We start from the raw sequence: 18,829 nt of genomic DNA, 5'->3' as shown, positions 1-18,829 counted from the left end.
AATTAAGCAGATTTAACCGTAGCGGTAGATAAACGTTTCTTTCTTCTTTTAACACTTGACTGAATTACATAATGATCTATTGTCGGTGCAAATACATTCATTAATAAAATAGCAAGCATTACCCCTTCTGGATAAGCTGGGTTAAATACACGTATCATAATACAGAAAATACCGATTAAGATTCCATATATCCATTTCCCTTTTTGTGTTTGTGCTGCAGATACTGGATCTGTAGCCATAAATACGAGTCCGAAAGCAAATCCACCAACTAATAATTGTTGATACCATGGAAAAGCCATTAAATCGTTTGCACTCCACAAGTTGAATAAAAAGCCCATAAATGCACCTCCTATTAAACCTCCTGCCATAATTCTCCAACTACCAATACCAGTAAGGATTAAAATAGCAGCACCAATTACAATCCATAAAGTAGATGTTTCTCCTATAGATCCTGGAATTGCTCCTGAAAACATTGTCCAAGCATCATAAGTAACTTCTTTTCCTGCTGCTAGAGTTCCTAAAATTGTTTCTCCAGAAATGGCATCGATGTGTGTAGCATCAGAAACCCATACTTTATTCCCAGACATAAAAGTAGGATATGCAAAAAATGCAAATGCTCTTGCAGTAAGCGCAGGATTTAGAATATTCATCCCAGTTCCTCCAAAGGCTTCTTTTCCAATTAAAACGGCAAAAGCTACAGATACTGCCACCATCCATAATGGAATATCTACTGGCATAATCATTGGAATTAATAACCCTGTAACTAAATACCCTTCGTTTACTTCATGTCCTCTATATATTGCAAATACAAATTCAATACCTAAACCAACAATATAGGAAACTGCAACCATTGGCAATATTTTCCATGCTCCATGTGCAAAAGCATCCCAAAAAGTAAATGCTTCTCCTAACTGAGAGTAATGTTGAAAACCTGCATTATAAATTCCGTAGAATAAAGCTGGTAATAAAGCAATAACTACGGTAATCATTGTTCTCTTTAAATCTACTGCATCTCGAATATGTGCTCCTTTTTTTGTGGTGTGATTAGGCACATACAAAAAGGTATCGAATGCATTAAAAGCAGGAGCAAATTTCTCCCACTTCTCTCCTTTATTAAAAGGTTTTTTTAGCTGATCTAATTTATTTCTTAAAGCGCTCATATCTTCTTTTATTTACCCAACTTCTTTTATCATTACATCTAAAGCTTCTCTAAGAATAACTTGAGCTTCAAGCTTAGAAGTATTAACGTAGTCTATTAATGCAAAATCTTCCGGAGCTACTTCGTAAATCCCTAAGCTTTCCATTTTTTCAATATTCTGCGCCATACATTCTTTTAGAAGTTGCATTGGATATACATCCATTGGCAATACTTTTTCCATTTCCCCAGTAACAACCAAAGCTCTTTCTTCACCATTCAAATTAGTGTCTACTTTGTGTTTTTTGTTAGGGAACAACCATGATAACGAAGTTCTAGACATACTTGGAATATTGTTGTCTTTAAACGGCAACCATCCTAGCATTCTATATTCATTTCCTTCAGGAATCAAAGAAATTGTAGAACTGTAATAGCTAACAAAACCATCATTAGCAATTTTATCTCCAGTAAGCACATCTCCACTAATAATTCTAACATTTGCTGGCAATTGCCCTAAAATGTCTTTTACATTAGAACCGATTTTAAATCTAAAATACTGTGCTTTTGGTGCCTCAGTTCCAGCAACTGCTACAACACGAGTTGCATCAAACTTACCAGTTCTAAATAAAGAACCAATAATTGCTACATCTTCTGGATTTATAACCCAAACACGCTCTCCAGCATTTACAGGATCTATATGATGTATTTGCACTCCTACATTTCCTGCTGGATGCGGTCCAGAAACTTTATGAATCTGTACACCTTTTACTTCATTAAAAAACGAAGCCGATCTTTTATCTATGGAAAGATGGGTTTTTCCTGAGGTAAGTTTTGATATTGCATTTAACCCTAACTGGAAATCTTCTTTACGCTTTCCTAATGCAAATTCAACATCTGCAGCCAACGGCGCTGTTGCCATTCCTGAAATAAAAATTGCTTTAGGCGCATCCTCTGGGTCTGCTATAATATCATAAGGCCTCTGCTTGATAAAAGGCCAACATCCGCTTTCTAGCAAATGCTGTTTTACCTCGTCTCCAGACATAGTTTCTACGTCTTTCTGACCAAACTCTTTGTACGTATCAGTTGTATCAGCTTCAATGACAACCTCTAAAATTCTTCGCTTTGCACCGCGCTTAATTTCCTTCAATGTACCACTAACTGGCGAAACAAACTTCACCTGCTCTTTGTACTTAGAATAAAAAATAATATCTCCGGCTTTTACAGACTCACCTTCCTTGATTATCATTTTAGGCATAACACCATGAAAATCAGTTGGCTTAATAGCGAAGTTTTTAGATCTTGGCGCGTCAGAAACCAATTTTTCTGCTTCACCCTTTAGCTTAATATCTAAGCCTTTTCTAATCTTAATGTCGTTTGACATGCTATCTATCTAATGAAATTAGTTAACTCAAAAATTCGTGCAAATTTAATAATTAAAACAGAGTTCGCATAATAAAAACCTATATTTTTCAAAGTGAATTTACCTGAAATCAATCCAGAATGTATTTTGCGTATATTTATCCCAAAATATTTTTTGCTGATGAAGCTCAACTACAACCTTTTCGTTACCATATTACTCCTGAGTAACTTCTCTTTTTCTCAAATTCAAAACGAAGTTCCTCCGCCCGAAAACATAAAGTCGATTGTATTTAAATCGGACAAAGAAGGAGACCAATTTCCTATTGTTAAAATTGGCGAAAAAATGACGCTCTCTTTTGACGATTTATATGCTGATGAAAAAGATTACTATTATGAAATTGAACATTGCAATTACAACTGGACTCCTTCCAAATTATTGAAATCGCAATTCCTAACTGGTGTTGATAACCAAAGAATTATGAATTATGAAAATTCTCTTGCCACCATCCAACCCTATACTAATTACCAACTCACACTTCCAAATCAGCAAACAAAATTACGCGTTACTGGTAATTACATTCTAAAAGTAAAAGACAACAAAGGAGACCTCATTTTCTCTAGGCGCTTCTTGGTTTATAAAGATGCTGTTGGCGTTGGCACGGTTGTTAAACGTTCTCGAGACATGAAAAATATCGACAAACTTCAGCGCTTGCAATTCACAATTAATCATCCAGATTTCGAACTCATAAATCCGCAACAAGAAGTAAAAATTGCAATTCTTCAAAACAGCAACTTCAACTATATTATTTCTGGTATTAAACCCCAATTTATGTCGGGGAACCAACTTATTTACAAATACGACAAAGAGACTTCTTTTGAAGGTGGGAATGAATATTTTTGGTTCGACACTAAGGAAATTCGTGTTTCTAGTAATGCCATTGCAAGAGTAGATCTAACTAATAGATACAATCATTACCTGTACACCAACGAGTCTAGAAAAGACAAGGCTTACACCTACAATCCAGATATCAATGGAGATTTTTACATAAGAACCATTGATGGTGTTGAACAGAATGTTGACAGAGAAGCAGATTATTCATTTGTTCGCTTTAGCCTAGCCTATACTAACGCCATAGGGCTAGACAATATTTATGTATACGGAAAATTTAATAACTACCAATTAACAGAAGAAAACCGACTCAAATTAAACGATAAAACAAACACCCTTAATACTGCTATTTTACTAAAACAAGGTTTTTACAATTATAAATTTGTAAAAGTTAACGAAAAAGGAATTGTAGATTTTAATTTTATAAGCGGTAGCTTCTGGGAAACAGAAAACAATTACACTATTTTAGTTTACTATAGAGATTTTGGAGATAATTACGACAGCCTAATTGGAGTTGGAAGTGCCTCTTCTGTAAACATCTCCAATTAAGAAAACCCTATACAATGAACAAAAGCGACAGAACATCTTTAAAATATAGGGGTACAAAATGTTTAAATTGTGAACTTCCTCTTGAGAAAAGCGACTCCTACTGCCCTTATTGCGGACAAATAAATAGTACAAAAAAACTTACCCTACTAGACATGGTAGAAGAGTTTTTTTCAAGCATTTTTTCTTACGATTCCAAACTTCGAAAAACGCTAACTGCCTTAATTTTAAGACCTGGAAAAATAACTACGGAATTTGTTAGCGGAAAAAGAGCCACTTACACAAATCCATTCCGCTTCTTTTTAAGCGTTACCATTGTTTACTTTTTAATGATAAGCTACAGTAGCGACTTTGATAATATAGATAATACCGTAAACGATTTTATTACTAAAGACTCTTTATTTATTGAAAACACTCTTGCCTCCTTAAAAGAAAGTTCTATTTCTGATGAAGACAAAAAAGAAATAGATCAACTCATAAAAAAATACCAACCAAAAGAAGCCCTAGAGACAACTACAGCACCAAAAATTCAATTTGAAAAGTTAAACAACAAACTCTTCATTAACAGAACTTACGATAAGATTGATTTTTTTTATGATGATATTAAGCGAAAAAAATATTATGAATATGATGAAGCGCTAAAACACCTAAAAATAGAAAGTAGCATTGAAAACAAGATTACATTTAAACTAGCTAAAAGCTTTTACAAAACATATCACCACCCAGGAAGTTTTTTTGCAACTTTAATAGCTAAATTACCATTTATTATTTTTATTCTTCTTCCTATTTTTTCTGCTTTTATATGGCTTGTATATTCGTCAGAAAAATTCCACTATATAGATCACATCATTTTTAGTTTTCACACCCAAACACTTTTCACCATCCTATTAACCCTTACTTTGCTTATTAAATGGCTTTTCAATATTAACCTTCATGGAGTGGCAATTTTAATATTCTTTCTATACCTATATAAATCTATGCGAGGTTTTTATAAGGAAAGCAGAACAAAAACTATTGTTAAATTCATATACATTAATACTATTTTCATTATTTTAGCTACAATATCAACAACTATAATAGTTTTAGTGGGCGCATTTACGTTTTAATATATATGATTACTCAAATTACTAAAGGCATAAAGATTTCTGTAAAGACTAGTTTTGAAGGCACTTTCTTCAAAAACTACAAGCTTCACTATGCCTTTGGTTACAAAATTACTATTGAGAATCAAAGCAAGGATTCCGTACAACTCACCTCTCGACATTGGCAAATTTTTGATGCTTTAAATGAAATTGAAATAATTGACGGCGAAGGAGTTATAGGAAAAAAACCAGTTTTAAAACCAGGAGAATCTCACACATACAGTTCTGGCTGTTTATTAACATCCCCAATTGGAGCTATGAGAGGTCATTACAATATGGTCAACTTTACCTCAACAAGAAGGTTTCGAGTGATTATTCCTACATTTAAACTCCATGCTCCCTTCGCTTTAAATTAAGCCTTCTCTTTAACACAATTTTACTTTTTAAACCCTCTGGCATTTACTACCTTTGATAAAATTTTAATGTATTAAATCCAGAAAGTATGGGAAAAGGCTTTTTTCATGTTCCTGCGGCAGTTAACGAACCCGTAAAGTCGTATGCTCCAGGCTCAACAGAAAGAGAGGCTGTGTTGAAGCAGTATGATGAATTTTTTAATAGCACCGTAGACGTTCCGTTGTATATTGGTAGCGAGGAAATTAAAACAGGTAATACAAAACCTTTATCTCCTCCACATGACCACCAACATATTGTAGGAAAATATCATTTAGCGGAAAAATCACATGTTGAAAAAGCTATTGCAAACAATTTAGAAGCAAGAAAGAAATGGGCTGCTTTAAATTGGGAACAACGTGCTGCAATTTTCTTAAAGGCTGCAGATTTAATTGCAGGTCCTTACAGAGATAAAATAAATGCAGCTACTATGATTGCGCAATCAAAAAATATTCATCAAGCAGAAATTGATAGTGCTTGTGAGTTGATTGATTTCCTTACATTCAATGTAGAGTATATGTCAAAAATCTACGACGATCAACCAGAATCCGACAAAGGTTTATGGAATCGAGTAGAATACAGACCTTTAGAAGGTTTTGTTTATGCCATTACTCCTTTCAACTTTACCGCAATTGCTGGGAATTTACCTGCAAGTGCAGCTATGATGGGGAATGTAGTTATTTGGAAACCTAGTGATAGTCAAATTTTTTCTGCTAAAGTAATTGTAGATATTTTTAAAGAAGCTGGACTACCAGATGGCGTAATTAACGTTGTTTATGGAGACCCAGAAATGATTACCGATACAGTTCTTGCTAGTCCAGATTTTGCTGGAATTCATTTTACTGGTTCTACAAATGTATTTAAAGGAATATGGAAAAAAATAGGTAACAACATTGATATCTATAAAACATACCCTAGAATTGTTGGAGAAACTGGAGGAAAAGATTTCATTATCGCTCATCCATCTTCTAATGCTAAACAAGTAGCAACTGCTATTACTAGAGGTGCTTTTGAATTCCAAGGTCAGAAATGTAGTGCTGCATCTCGTGTATATTTACCAAAATCTTTAGCTGATGAAGTGCTAGCTTTTGTTAAAACAGATGTAGAGTCGTTTAAAATTGGTGCTCCTAATAATATGGAGAACTTTATTACTGCAGTAATCCACGAAGGATCTTTTGACAAGCTTGCTAGTTATATTGACCAAGCAAAAGAAGATAAAGAAGCTGAAATTGTTGTTGGAGGAACCTATGATAAATCAAAAGGATATTTTATTCATCCTACAGTTATTCGCACAACAGATCCAAAATACAAAACAATGACTACCGAGCTATTCGGTCCTATTGTTACTATTTATGTATATGAAGACGACAAATGGAGCGAAACTTTAGAATTGGTAGACGGAACCTCTGAGTATGCACTTACTGGAGCCGTTTTCTCTGGATGCAGATATACTATAGAAGAAGCCACTACTGCTTTACAAAACTGTGCTGGAAACTTCTATATTAACGATAAACCAACAGGTGCCGTGGTAGGTCAGCAGCCATTTGGAGGAGCAAGAGCTTCTGGTACAAATGACAAGGCTGGTTCTTCTCAAAACCTTCTACGTTGGGTGTCACCGAGATTAATTAAAGAAACTTTTGTTTCTCCAGAGGACTATAGATATCCTTTTTTAGGAGAATAAAAATTTTATAAATACTGTCGTTAAAGCCCTTTGAAAGTCAACTTTCAAAGGGCTTTTTATTTATAATCAACTCCTACGAGGTATTTAAAGGAAAATAATACAACCCATTTCAACGTAGAGCCTTTGGTAAACTCAGGACAGGCTCTAGGGAATAGACCCCTCAGCAACATACCTAAACAACTCATTATCAACATAAAAACCCTCGTAATGTTAATTTAATGTTACTAAATTGTATCTTAAATGTAAATTATCATTATCTTTGCTACATAACACAAAAGACGAAGATGATGATAGAAGAACAAAAAAGATGTATTTTGAGTATTAAATACTCAATATTAGATACAACAAACGACAAGAAAACAAAAACTACAGAAGTTGAACGTGTTTTTATTGCGAGAAACAAAAACACACTTCTTAAAAAGATTCAAGAATTTGAAGATAAACTTCGTAAAAAGCCACGTCCTAACTTTATAAAGAGAAAATCTCAATATATACAGCACTTTTTACAAAGTTGGCGTTATACGTACAATTCAATGCTGAGAATGTAATTACTTACCAATATATTTTAAAGGAAGATGAACCACTTTTTTTGTTTCAAAAAAATCTTCCTCAAAATAATCTTTTAAGTCGTAGGTCTTTGCGGTTTTATAAACCGCTAATTCCTCGCTTAAATCGCCTCCTTTTAAATAAAGTATTCCATTTTTTAATTCATGAGAAGATTCTTTCTTCACTTTTCCTTTTACCCACTTTACAAAATCAGGCATATTAGTAACTGCCCTACTTACAATAAAATCAAATTGTGATTTTACCTTTTCCGCACGAATTTGTTCAGCTTTTACATTTTGAAGATTTAATGCTGAAGCAACTTCATTAACTACATTTATTTTTTTTCCAATTGCATCAATTAGATAAAAATTGGTTTCCGGAAATAATATTGCTAATGGAATGCCTGGAAAACCACCACCTGTACCAACATCTAAAATTGAAGCACCGGGATTAAAAGCTTGTACTTTTGCTATTCCTAAAGAGTGTAACACATGGCGTATGTATAGCTCTTCAATATCTTTACGACTAATAACATTAATTTTGCTATTCCAATCTGTATACAAATCTTCAAGCTGAGAAAATTTAGTAATCTGATCTTCAGTTAAAGAAGAAAAATACTTTTCTATGATAGTTAGTGGCATTCTTTTCAAAAATTTTAACAAAAATAGACAATATATGTCGCACTTTTAAACTTTTAACAGCGTTAAACACTTTAATTATCTCTATTTTTGTAATCTATATTTTCTTTTTCAAAATAAAAGAAAGTTAACTACCTTGAGGTAAATCCATAAGGTAAACAAACGAAATAATCTTAATTCATTTCAACAAAAAGTGTTGAGGAATTAAACCCTCTGTGAGAGGTAAAGAATTAAAGCCTATGAGTACGAGTAAACATATTAGATTTTCGAGAAAAGATCCTGCAAAGTTTTTTAAAACTTTAAATAGTCGTGTAAATAATTATTTCCAAGAAAATCAAATTAAGAAAACTGGAAATTGGAAACTTTATCTTAAGACAGCAATTATGTTTGCTATCTTTTTAACGCCCTATTTTTTAATCTTAACTATTGATAACATGAATCAATGGTTGCAATTACTCCTTACCATTGTAACAGGAATTGGAATGGCAGGTGTTGGAATGAATGTAATGCACGATGGAAACCATGGTTCTTATTCTTCTAAAAAATGGATTAATAAAGTAATGGGTGCTAGCATTTATATTTTAGCTGGTAATGTATACAATTGGAAAGTGCAACACAATGTCCTTCATCATACTTATACTAACATTCCTGGTCATGATGAAGACTTAGACGCAGGGAGAATTATTAGGTTTAGTGAGCATGCAGAATGGAACAAAATGCATAAATTTCAGCACTTCTACTCTATCTTTTTATATGGTTTGCTAACAATAAACTGGGCCATTACGACCGATTTTAAGCAAATGAGAAGATACCTCAAAAGAAAACTTTCTTACGGTAAATTTCCTAATCCTGCAAAAGAGTGGAGCGTACTTATTATTACTAAGCTTATTTATATTACTGTTTGGATAGTTATTCCATTATTTTTTGTAGAGCTAGCGTGGTGGAAAGTTCTAATAGGCTTTTTTGTAATGCACTACACAGCTGGATTAATTTTAAGTATGGTATTTCAATTAGCACATATTGTAGAAGATGCAGACACTATTCTACCAGATGATATGGGTACTATAAAAAACACATGGGCCATACACCAATTATTTACCACAACTAACTTTTCTACTAAAAATAGAATTGTAAATTGGTTTACAGGAGGGTTAAACCATCAAGTAGAACACCATATTTTTCCAAATATTAGTCATATACATTACACAAATATTGCTAAAATTGTTAGAGAAACTGCAACGGAGTTTAATTTACCTTACTACGAGTATAAAACTACAAGAAAAGCTATAATTTCGCATTTCAAACATTTAAAAGCACTAGGTCAAAAACCTAAATATGTTTACAACTAAACCCATTTTCATTTTATGAAACAAGAATTATCTGAAAGAGTTTTAAACATGGCAACTTCTGCAACACTTGCCATGGCAGCAAAAGCAAGAGAATTAAAAGCTGAAGGAAAAGACATCATCGGCTTAAGTCTAGGAGAACCAGATTTCAACACTCCAGATTTTATTAAAGAGGCTGCTAAAGAAGCTATTGACCAAAACTACAACAGCTACTCTCCAGTTGATGGTTATGCTGACTTAAAAGCTGCCATTATAAATAAATTCCAAAGAGACAATAAGCTTACCTATACGCCAAATCAGATTGTAGTATCTACAGGAGCAAAACAATCGTTGGCCAATGTTGCACTTGCGGTTATTAATCCAGGTGATGAAGTTATCTTACCTGCTCCATATTGGGTAAGCTATTCTGATATTGTAAAAATTGCTGAAGGAGTTCCAGTAGAAGTTCAAACCTCTATTGAAAACGATTTTAAAATGACAGCAGAACAATTAGAAGCTGCCATTACTCCAAAAACCAAAATGATTTGGTATAGCTCTCCATGTAATCCTAGTGGTTCTGTATACAGCAAAGAAGAGTTAGAATCTTTAGCCGCTGTTTTGAGAAAACACCCAAATATTGTTATTGTTTCTGATGAAATATATGAACATATTAACTTTGGAGACGGACACACAAGCATTGCTTCTATAGACGGAATGTTTGATAGAACTGTTACTGTAAATGGGGTGTCAAAAGCATTTGCTATGACAGGATGGAGAATTGGTTACATTGGTGCTCCAGATTGGATTGCTAGAGCTTGTAATAAAATGCAAGGTCAAATAACTAGTGGTGCAAACTGTATTGCCCAAAGAGCTACTATTACCGCTCTTGAAGCTCCCGTAAGTAAAATTAAATACATGATTGATAAGTTCCATGAACGCAGAGATCTTGTTTTAAATCTATTAGGAGAAATAGAAGGATTCCAATTAAATGTTCCAGAAGGAGCGTTCTATGTATTCCCTAATATTTCTGATTTCTTCGGAAAAACAATAAAAGGTAAGAAAATTGAAAATGCATCTGATTTTTCACTATTACTTTTAGAAGAAGCAAATGTAGCTACCGTAACTGGCGAAGCTTTTGGAAATCCAAATTGTATTAGAATTTCATATGCTGCTTCAGAAGAAGAATTGATAGAAGCTATTAAAAGAATCAAAGAAGTTCTTTCATAAATAATTTCTTTAAAAAGTTAAAAATCCCGCTATCAAAAGAGCGGGATTTTTTTTTACACAGAAACACAGGTTTAATTTCGGTAATCTAAAGCTGGGTTTCGATCTCCTAATAGTGGGATATATTTAAAATCATCACCTCTACGCTTATTAAATTCTTCTTTAGCCTTTTCCAGTAATTCTTTATCTTCAAATATATCAACAGCTGTCAGTGCAATTGTTTTAGCAGCAACAACCATCCCTTTATTCCCTATGGATGTTCCTCCACAGGCTACCGCTTGCCAACTATGAGATGGTGTTCCCGATACCCAAGTAGCTACACGTAACCCTGCAGTAGGCAAAGTAAAACTAACATCTCCTACGTCTGTAGAACCCCTAGCTTCCGATTCTGTTTTATAAGGCTCAACACTATTTACTGCAGTTATATCTGCCTTTTCATACCCTAAGGTAAGAGCTATCTTATTAGCAAACTTTGTTTCTTCGTCTGTATAGGCAACTCCTCCTACCTCAACCAAATTATCATACATTACTTTTTGAAGACTTAAATTTGGTAACAACTCATGGGTTCCCCCAATCATTTCATAATCTACAGTAGTTCCAGTGCCCATTGCAGCTCCTTCTGATGCTTTAACAATTCGGTCAAAAATATCAATCACCACATCTCGATGTGTATGTCTAGCATAATAATACACCTCTGCAAAATCAGGAACCACATTAGGAGCCTTTCCTCCATCGGTAATTACATAATGAATTCTAGCATCCTCAGGAATATGCTCCCGCATCATATTTACCATCATATTCATAGCTTCAACCCCATCAAGAGCAGATCTTCCTTTTTCTGGGAATCCTGCTGCATGTGCAGAAACCCCATAAAATCTAAATTTAGCCGATTTATTAGCTAGTGCTGCTCCAGCACTAGCGCTGTTGGAAGAACCAGGATGCCAATGCAGAACAGCATCCACATCGTTAAACAATCCTGCTCTTACCATATATACCTTTCCAGAACCTCCTTCTTCGGCTGGACAACCATAAAAACGGACTCTTCCTTCACGGTTATTAGATTTTAACCAGTTTTTTACTGCAATAGCTGCTGCCATAGATGCCGTACCAAAAAGATGATGCCCACAACCATGCCCTGCTGCTTTTCCCTCAGATTTTTTTTCAGCCAATCTCTGTTGAGACAATCCTGGTAATGCATCATACTCACCTAAAATCCCAATTACAGGACCTCCACTTCCATATTCAGCCACAAATGCAGTTGGAATCCCTGCCACTCCTGCTTTTACAGTAAACCCTGCTGCTTTTAAAGTTTTTTGTAATAAGGCAGTGCTTTTTTCTTCTTGATAACCCATTTCGGCATAATCCCAAATTTGTTGAGCTATTTCTCCATAGGAATCCTTTTTCCCATCAATTTCCAATAATAATCCCTGCTTTGTTTCTTGAGCAAAAGAAAAGCTAAAATTGATAATACATAATACAATTAATAGTTTACTCATTAGTTTTTAATTTAAAATTCATAGGAAATCCTAATCAACTACCTCGGGGCAAGCCCACAAGGTATTCAAAGGAAACAAATTTAATTCATTTCGACGCAGAGCCCTTCGGTAAACTCAGCACAGGCTCTAAGGAATTAGACCCTCTATGAGGGATTAATTATTTCTACTAAAAATTTCTGGCCAATTTTTTCCTCCCTCACGGGTAACCAACACTTGTCCTCCATCTCCTGCGGCATTTGAAAATTTTATAGTCATTTCCGAACCCTCTACTTTGATAATAGAATAATTATAACTTAGACTCCTCTGCGCTTTGTCCTTTGTAGTTACCATTCCTTCTTCATCTATATACACATCTCCAACTGGATTCAAAGAAGTACAATCCCAAACAATACTAATCCCATTTCCAGTAGCCTTTCCTCTATTAGTATAGCAATCTTCAAATTGTCCAAAACTCATATCACTAGATGCATAGGTACCCGATTGTTTTTCAGTCCATACCACTTCTCCCGTCAAGATATTACCAGAACACACTCCATCGCCTCCTGGTGCAGCCTTGGCATTAATAGTCTCATAGGTATGTGTACCTGCTAAACTTTCGGTAATTGCACATTTTATAATTGGAAAATATTCAAAAGGAGACAAGAAATAAGAACCCCCACTTACTGGACCACCAACATCGGTATTAGTAAATACCTCTCCATTTGTTAGCATTAAAACTAGACGAAATTCAAAACGATCTTCCCCTTGAATTTTGGATTCATCAATTCCTAAAGCTTCTACTAATGTTTTAGAAGAATAAGAAACTGTTGTTACAGGAAGTTCTCGATCGCCTTCTGAGAAATCTGAAACCGATAATTTTTCAAGTAACAACTCTTGCCCTCCTTGAGGAAAACGCTCCGCATCTGTAGCTTTATATTTAACATACACCTCAACACTTTCAAGTAAATCTCCTTTTTGAGCGTCTTGTTCTTCCAAAATTAAAGTGTATTTAGAATTGGGCTCAAACATCTTCTCCTCATCGTTGTACAGCAAGCTATTATCCTGACTGATGGTACGTAAAATTGCTCCCGTACCAACATTACTTAGTACTTCATCTACAATCTTATCGTCGGTACTACAAGAACTCACTCCAAAAATGAGTCCTAAAACACCTACTACTATATATCTTATTTTTTTCATTGTTTTGCTATATTTTAATTGGCAATAGGAAAGTTTACATCTTTATGATTATCCCAGAACACTCTTGTTCTTACATCCGCTTTTTGACTTGTTGAAGAATTATTATTTACAAAATTTGACGGATAATAGAGCGACAGAATAAAACCTCCAGGATCCTTTTCAAGGTTTGGTTGTAAAGTAGTTGGATAGCCCGTTCTTCTGTAAAAATTATAGGCATCGGTTCCATTCCCAAACAAGGCCACCCAGTATTGTTCTGCTAAAACATTCCACATTTCAGTTTCTGTGGTAGCATTTTCAAAATTAGATTTAATATTTTCTTCAAAATTAACAACATCTGGCAGCGTTGGGATAAAGCTTGTCGATGCGCTTGGATCTAGCTCCCCAAAAGACATTACTTTTTGCATGGATTTATCAATCCCTGAAAGCATAAATGCTTTAGCTCCATTGCCATCTCCATTAACCATAGCTATTTCCGCCTGCATAAAATCCACCCAAGACGCCAATAAAATAGGAGTAATTCCTGCGCCTGCACCCCCATCTCCGGGCAACACTCCTTCAAAACTATTATCGTCAAATTTTCCACCTGCTGGATAAACTCCGTAAGTAGTTTTTAAAAAGCCATCTGGTGGCACTCCTGCATCCTGACCATGATCTCTCCCCCAATAGCCATTTGGTAAATTACAAAAGGTAAATCCGCCATCTATATAATGCTGTGGCACAGGCTCTAAAGAACAAGAAAGCGCTTCTTCATTAGGTGAAATCTCTTGCCCTGGAACGGCATTTGTTTGTCTGTAAAAATAGTAGCGAACTCGAGGGTCTTGAGAAGAATTCATCAAATTCATAAACCAATTAGACATATATGCTCCCGACCCTGTATTGAGGTAATTACTAGCATAAAAAGGATGTCTTGAATCTGGCTGAACGTCATTCACCCCCCAATTAAAAGCAAAATCTTCATCATTTTCTTTTATGTAATTTCCTGAAGATACAATAGTATTAAATTTTAGAAGAGCCGCTCCATCTACCAATCTTTTTTGAAGATATATCTTCATTTTAAGAGTATTAGCAGCTTTTATCCAATTTCCCCAATTTCCATTGTAATAAAAATCGTTTTCTGGCTCAAGAACCACTTCTTTTTTGAAATTTGCAATTGCCTTATCTAGCAATTCTAATGCTGCAGCATAAATAGCTGCCCCCTCATCTACTTTAGGATTTAATATAGGTGTTTCTGCATTGGCCTGTAAAGCTTCAGAATAAGGTACATCACCAAAATAATCCACCAAAGTTACCATAGTACTAGCCTCTATTACCTGCGTCATTGCTATATGATGATACAACTCAAGCGCTTCAGCTTCTGACTTCATAGCCCTTATATTCGACAAAATTCCATTTATTTTTAGTCCAGTGGGTAATTCTTCTCCCCCATCTGCCTGATATGCTGTATTCCATTCTGTCTCCAGAAATGCTGGTGAAAACTCAGAAACATTCTGATAACTTCTTCCCGACATACTTTCAATCCTAACCAATCGTGCTCCATTTGCCCCCATTAAATGTGTAAAGGTTGCAAAATCGACCTGAACACTATTTAAAAAGAAATCGGTGCTAGACTGAGACAGTTCTAATTCGTTTGGATTATCTGATAAATCCAGTTCTGTAGTCTCACATGAATTTAAAGGAAGAAGACCTATTAAAAACAACTGAAATATATATTTTCTTACGCGTTTCATTATGCTATTTTTTTAGTATTAAAATGATGCTTTTATGCTAAACCCATATCTTTTGGAACTAGGCCCTGTAAGAAAGTCGAATCCACGACCGTTTCCTACTCCCAAACCTGCTTGATTAGGATCGTAATTAGTTCCTTCTGGTACATTAAGCGCTTTGTAATATAGATTGTAACCAGACACATTAAAGCTCAACGAACCCAAAGGTGTTTTTTCCAAAAACCTCTTTGGTAAAGAATACCCAAAAGAAACTTCCTGTAAGCGCACCACCGTTGCATCAAAAACTCCTAGCTCATTAGGCCCAAACAACACATTATTAAAATAATAAGTAGAGTTGTTTATCTGCTTCGTATTGGTTTCATAATCGGTTACTTCACCTTGAGCGTTTCTAACTTCTTGCACTCCTGGTAAAATAAAAGTATTCAACCTGTCGTCCGTATCTGTTGTTAATCCTCTTCCTAATAAAGTAGAGGCTGTTGTTGCATAAATGTCGCCTCCTTTTGTATAATTCACCAAAAATGAAAAATTAAAGTTTTTAAACGACAGGTTATTTCCAATATTCAAAACCCAATCTGGATTAGGGTCTCCAATAATAAACTGACCGTTTTCAACTATATAATCTCCGGCACTATTTACTAAAAATTCTCCAGCATCATTACGTTTTATTCGACTCCCTACAATTACCCCTAAAGGCTCCCCTGTAATAGCTGCATTTCCTAAATCGCTAAAACCAGCGTACACAATAATATCTGTATCAGAACCTAGATCTACTACTTCCGATTTATTGACTGTAAAATTGGCATTTACATCCCAATTAAATCCATCGTCATAACCTCTTAAAATTGACACTCCTAAATCCACTTCAACACCATCTCCTCTTATTTCACCTACATTAGTTAATTGAGTGGTATATCCAGTGGTTGGATCTAAAGGTCTGTCAATAATTAAATCTGTAGTAGTTCTCGTATAATAAGACGCTTCCAAAGACACTCGGTTATTAAAAAATTTCGATTCCAAACCAAACTCTAATTCTCTTAAAAGCTCAGGTTTTAAATCGGGATTCCCCAATCTATTTGATACCGAATTTGTTACAATATCCAATCCTTGATCATTAAAAAATTGCGTATTAATATTTAAGGTTGACACTGTAGGATACCCTACAGGAAAGTTTGCTGAAGTACCATACCCTGCTCTAAATTTCAAATAATTTAATCCCTTCTCACTTTTTATCCCTTTAAGAATTGTAGTAGGAACAAACGATACACTTACACTAGGATAAAAAATAGATCTATTTTCTGAAGAAAGATTAGACACCCAATCGTTTCTTCCTGCGAGCGTTAAATAAGCCCAACGATCATAATCAAAACTAAACTGACCATACACCCCTGTTATATTTCGTTCTTGATAATATTCTATTTCATCCTGTTTAGAAAAATTAGAATGTCTATAGACATCAAAAACCTCTTGTCCAGAGCTTGCTACACCAACTCTATTTAATTCCTCTCTTTTAGAAGTTGCTCCCAAGTTAAACTGCATTCCTATTTTTTCTGAAAGGTCATAATCTCCGTTTACTATAACATCGTGGTTATGAATTGTATTGGTGTTATTCCATGTTTGATAAATTCCACTTGCCAATGCCGCATCACTCTGTCCTCTACCTCCTTTGTTTTGCTGATTCACGTTGTTTTCGCTATACACATCAAGACCAAAACGATACAGTACATTTAGACGATCGTTAATATTATAAATAACAGACGATTGCCCGAACACCCTATTTGTTATCTGACTTGCCTGCGCGTTGTGAACTGTCCATAGCGGATGCTGAATACTATTATTTTGACGATAATAAACACTCGATCCATCTAAGGGATTTTGATAAGGAAGCCCTATTAAGTCAACACTTCTAGGCGTAAAAAACAATGCTCCAAAAACCGATGACCCTGTACCAAAAGCACCGTTTCCATCTGATGCTGCTACTGGAGGTGTTGTATAATTAGTATTTGTAAAATTAATAGTTCCAGATACAGTAAATTTATTGGATAATTCGGCTCTTCCCCCAACCCCTAAAGTGTATCTTTTCAGGCTATTTCCTGGAGTAAATCCTTCGTCGTCCAAGAGTCCAAAATTTGCATTATAAGAAACCTTTCCATCACTTGAGTTTCCTCTAAAATTAATAGAATTGTTTTTTGCTGTTCCTGTCTTGAAAAAGTTTTCAACACTATTATAAGGTCTCCATTCGTATCGTGCTCCTTGATATTCTGGAAAAGCCTGCGGAATTCCCGATGAAGAGCTTGCAGTAGAATATGGATGCGCTAGAGTTCCGTTTTCATCAAACCCTACATTTGGGTTTGCATTAACTCCATTAGCCCAACCAGCTATACCATCTTTTTCAAAAGAAGGTCCCCAGTTACTAAAAAACCACCCAAAAGCCTGATCAAAACCATTTCCAAATTTATTGGTATAATCTGGCAGAGAAGCTATTTTATTAAAAAATATAGATGATGTTACTGTAATTTCATTCTTATTAGCAGTTTTTGTAGTGGCTCCATTTTTAGTAGTAATTAATACTACCCCATTTCGTCCTGCTGTACCATACAAGGTAGATGCAGCCAACCCTTTTAAAACATTTACACTTTCTATATTGTTAGGATCTAAATCTAAAAACCTACTAGACCCAGTATTCCCATTTACAAAATCATCATCTGCATTGCCGGTAGCAGCTCCAGAAGAATTTGTTTCACTAGCAAACGGAACTCCATCCACCACAAAAAGAGGTTGATTACTCCCGCTAAAAGAGCTATATCCTCTAATTACTACACTAGTTCCAGAACCAGACAAACCACTTTGTTGCGTAATATTTAATCCAGATGCTTTTCCTGATAGAACACGACCTATATCGCCTTCTGCTCGCTGCTCCAGTTGTTCACTCCCAACCTCAGCTACTGAATACCCTAAAGCTTGCTTCTCTCTTTTAATCCCTTGAGCTGTAATAATTACTTCATCCAAGGCTTGCGCATCTTCTTGAAGAGTAACATTCATAACTCCAAAAGCTGATACTTTTCTTTCCTCTGATCGTTGACCAACAAAAGAAAAAACTAAAACATCTCCTATAGAAACCTCTATATCATAGTTTCCATCGAAATCTGTTTGTGTTCCTACAGCAGTTCCCTTTACAACAATACTAGCTCCTGGTAATGGCATATTGTCTTGATCTGTAACAACTCCCTTTACCTTTTGAGTTTGAGCAAACATAAATTGAGTAAATAAAAATAGTGACAGTACTAAAATTCTATTACAATTTGTTTCCATTGAATATTTATAAGTTTATAAAACATAAACTTCTTAAAAAAAAGTTAAGTAAAAAAATATTTGACTATTAATAAATTTTTCACATAAAAAGATGCTTTTTTTATTATTATATTAAATATAACCATTAAAAATACACTAAAAACAAACAAATAGTGAATTAAAATCAATAAATATTTTTTACATCTACATGATATTTATTCTAAGAATAACTGAAAAATCATTATTTTTAGAATAAAATCTATTTGA

At 34.7% G+C, this 18,829-nt stretch carries 14 protein-coding genes; 7 read left to right on the top strand and 7 right to left on the bottom strand.

Annotated elements, in window-relative coordinates; translation table 11 throughout:
* Positions 1-2: 2 nt before the first annotated feature.
* Positions 3-1,160 (bottom strand): NADH:ubiquinone reductase (Na(+)-transporting) subunit B, encoded by a 1,158-nt coding sequence (locus JOOMADRAFT_RS06840; RefSeq protein WP_008612181.1) that lies wholly within the window; start codon positions 1,158-1,160, stop codon positions 3-5.
* Positions 1,161-1,172: 12 nt separating this feature from the next.
* Positions 1,173-2,516 (bottom strand): Na(+)-translocating NADH-quinone reductase subunit A, encoded by a 1,344-nt coding sequence (locus JOOMADRAFT_RS06835; RefSeq protein WP_008612180.1) that lies wholly within the window; start codon positions 2,514-2,516, stop codon positions 1,173-1,175.
* Between the two features lie 159 nt (positions 2,517-2,675).
* On the opposite strand from JOOMADRAFT_RS06835, the gene JOOMADRAFT_RS06830 reads away from it, so the two are divergent.
* From JOOMADRAFT_RS06830 to JOOMADRAFT_RS06810, 5 genes are all read left to right on the top strand, one after another.
* Positions 2,676-3,932: a type IX secretion system plug protein gene (locus JOOMADRAFT_RS06830; protein ID WP_040879599.1), complete on the top strand. Its 1,257-nt coding sequence runs from the start codon at positions 2,676-2,678 to the stop codon at positions 3,930-3,932.
* Between the two features lie 14 nt (positions 3,933-3,946).
* Complete coding sequence (locus JOOMADRAFT_RS06825) at positions 3,947-5,035, top strand: DUF3667 domain-containing protein (protein ID WP_008612175.1); 1,089 nt, start codon at positions 3,947-3,949, stop codon at positions 5,033-5,035.
* 5 nt (positions 5,036-5,040) lie between these two features.
* Positions 5,041-5,427, top strand: coding sequence for a Co2+/Mg2+ efflux protein ApaG (gene apaG, locus JOOMADRAFT_RS06820; RefSeq protein ID WP_008612169.1), 387 nt, complete (start codon positions 5,041-5,043; stop codon positions 5,425-5,427).
* Between the two features lie 86 nt (positions 5,428-5,513).
* Positions 5,514-7,142 carry an L-glutamate gamma-semialdehyde dehydrogenase gene (gene pruA, locus JOOMADRAFT_RS06815; protein ID WP_008612168.1) on the top strand — a complete coding sequence of 543 codons (1,629 nt, stop codon included), beginning with the start codon at positions 5,514-5,516 and terminating at the stop codon, positions 7,140-7,142.
* Between the two features lie 284 nt (positions 7,143-7,426).
* On the top strand, positions 7,427-7,690 hold the full coding sequence (locus JOOMADRAFT_RS06810) for a hypothetical protein (RefSeq protein WP_008612166.1): 264 nt from the start codon (positions 7,427-7,429) through the stop codon (positions 7,688-7,690).
* Here the strand turns inward: JOOMADRAFT_RS06810 and rsmG are convergent, their stop codons facing one another.
* Positions 7,691-8,329 carry a 16S rRNA (guanine(527)-N(7))-methyltransferase RsmG gene (rsmG, locus tag JOOMADRAFT_RS06805; RefSeq protein WP_008612165.1) on the bottom strand — a complete coding sequence of 213 codons (639 nt, stop codon included), beginning with the start codon at positions 8,327-8,329 and terminating at the stop codon, positions 7,691-7,693.
* Between the two features lie 236 nt (positions 8,330-8,565).
* On the opposite strand from rsmG, the gene JOOMADRAFT_RS06800 reads away from it, so the two are divergent.
* Both JOOMADRAFT_RS06800 and JOOMADRAFT_RS06795 read left to right on the top strand, forming a co-directional pair.
* Positions 8,566-9,675, top strand: coding sequence for a fatty acid desaturase family protein (locus JOOMADRAFT_RS06800; protein WP_008612164.1), 1,110 nt, complete (start codon positions 8,566-8,568; stop codon positions 9,673-9,675).
* Between the two features lie 15 nt (positions 9,676-9,690).
* Positions 9,691-10,878: a pyridoxal phosphate-dependent aminotransferase gene (locus JOOMADRAFT_RS06795; protein WP_008612163.1), complete on the top strand. Its 1,188-nt coding sequence runs from the start codon at positions 9,691-9,693 to the stop codon at positions 10,876-10,878.
* Positions 10,879-10,949: 71 nt separating this feature from the next.
* On the opposite strand, the gene JOOMADRAFT_RS06790 is transcribed toward JOOMADRAFT_RS06795, so the two are convergent.
* The 4 genes from JOOMADRAFT_RS06790 to JOOMADRAFT_RS06775 form a co-directional block, all read right to left on the bottom strand.
* The gene (locus JOOMADRAFT_RS06790; protein WP_008612162.1) at positions 10,950-12,371 is read right to left on the bottom strand and encodes an amidohydrolase; all 1,422 of its coding nucleotides are present in this window, start codon (positions 12,369-12,371) and stop codon (positions 10,950-10,952) included.
* A gap of 153 nt (positions 12,372-12,524) precedes the next feature.
* Positions 12,525-13,550, bottom strand: coding sequence for a hypothetical protein (locus JOOMADRAFT_RS06785; RefSeq protein ID WP_008612161.1), 1,026 nt, complete (start codon positions 13,548-13,550; stop codon positions 12,525-12,527).
* A 14-nt stretch (positions 13,551-13,564) separates the two neighbouring features.
* Positions 13,565-15,277 carry a SusD/RagB family nutrient-binding outer membrane lipoprotein gene (locus JOOMADRAFT_RS06780; RefSeq protein WP_008612160.1) on the bottom strand — a complete coding sequence of 571 codons (1,713 nt, stop codon included), beginning with the start codon at positions 15,275-15,277 and terminating at the stop codon, positions 13,565-13,567.
* Positions 15,278-15,295: 18 nt separating this feature from the next.
* Positions 15,296-18,583: a SusC/RagA family TonB-linked outer membrane protein gene (locus JOOMADRAFT_RS06775; RefSeq protein WP_008612158.1), complete on the bottom strand. Its 3,288-nt coding sequence runs from the start codon at positions 18,581-18,583 to the stop codon at positions 15,296-15,298.
* Positions 18,584-18,829: the final 246 nt, after the last annotated feature.

The sequence above is a fragment of the Galbibacter orientalis DSM 19592 genome, from assembly GCF_000260115.1.
Taxonomy (GTDB): domain Bacteria; phylum Bacteroidota; class Bacteroidia; order Flavobacteriales; family Flavobacteriaceae; genus Galbibacter; species Galbibacter orientalis.
The sequence above is the reverse complement of the archived record's forward strand: the minus strand, read 5'-3'. Positions and strand labels throughout refer to the sequence as shown.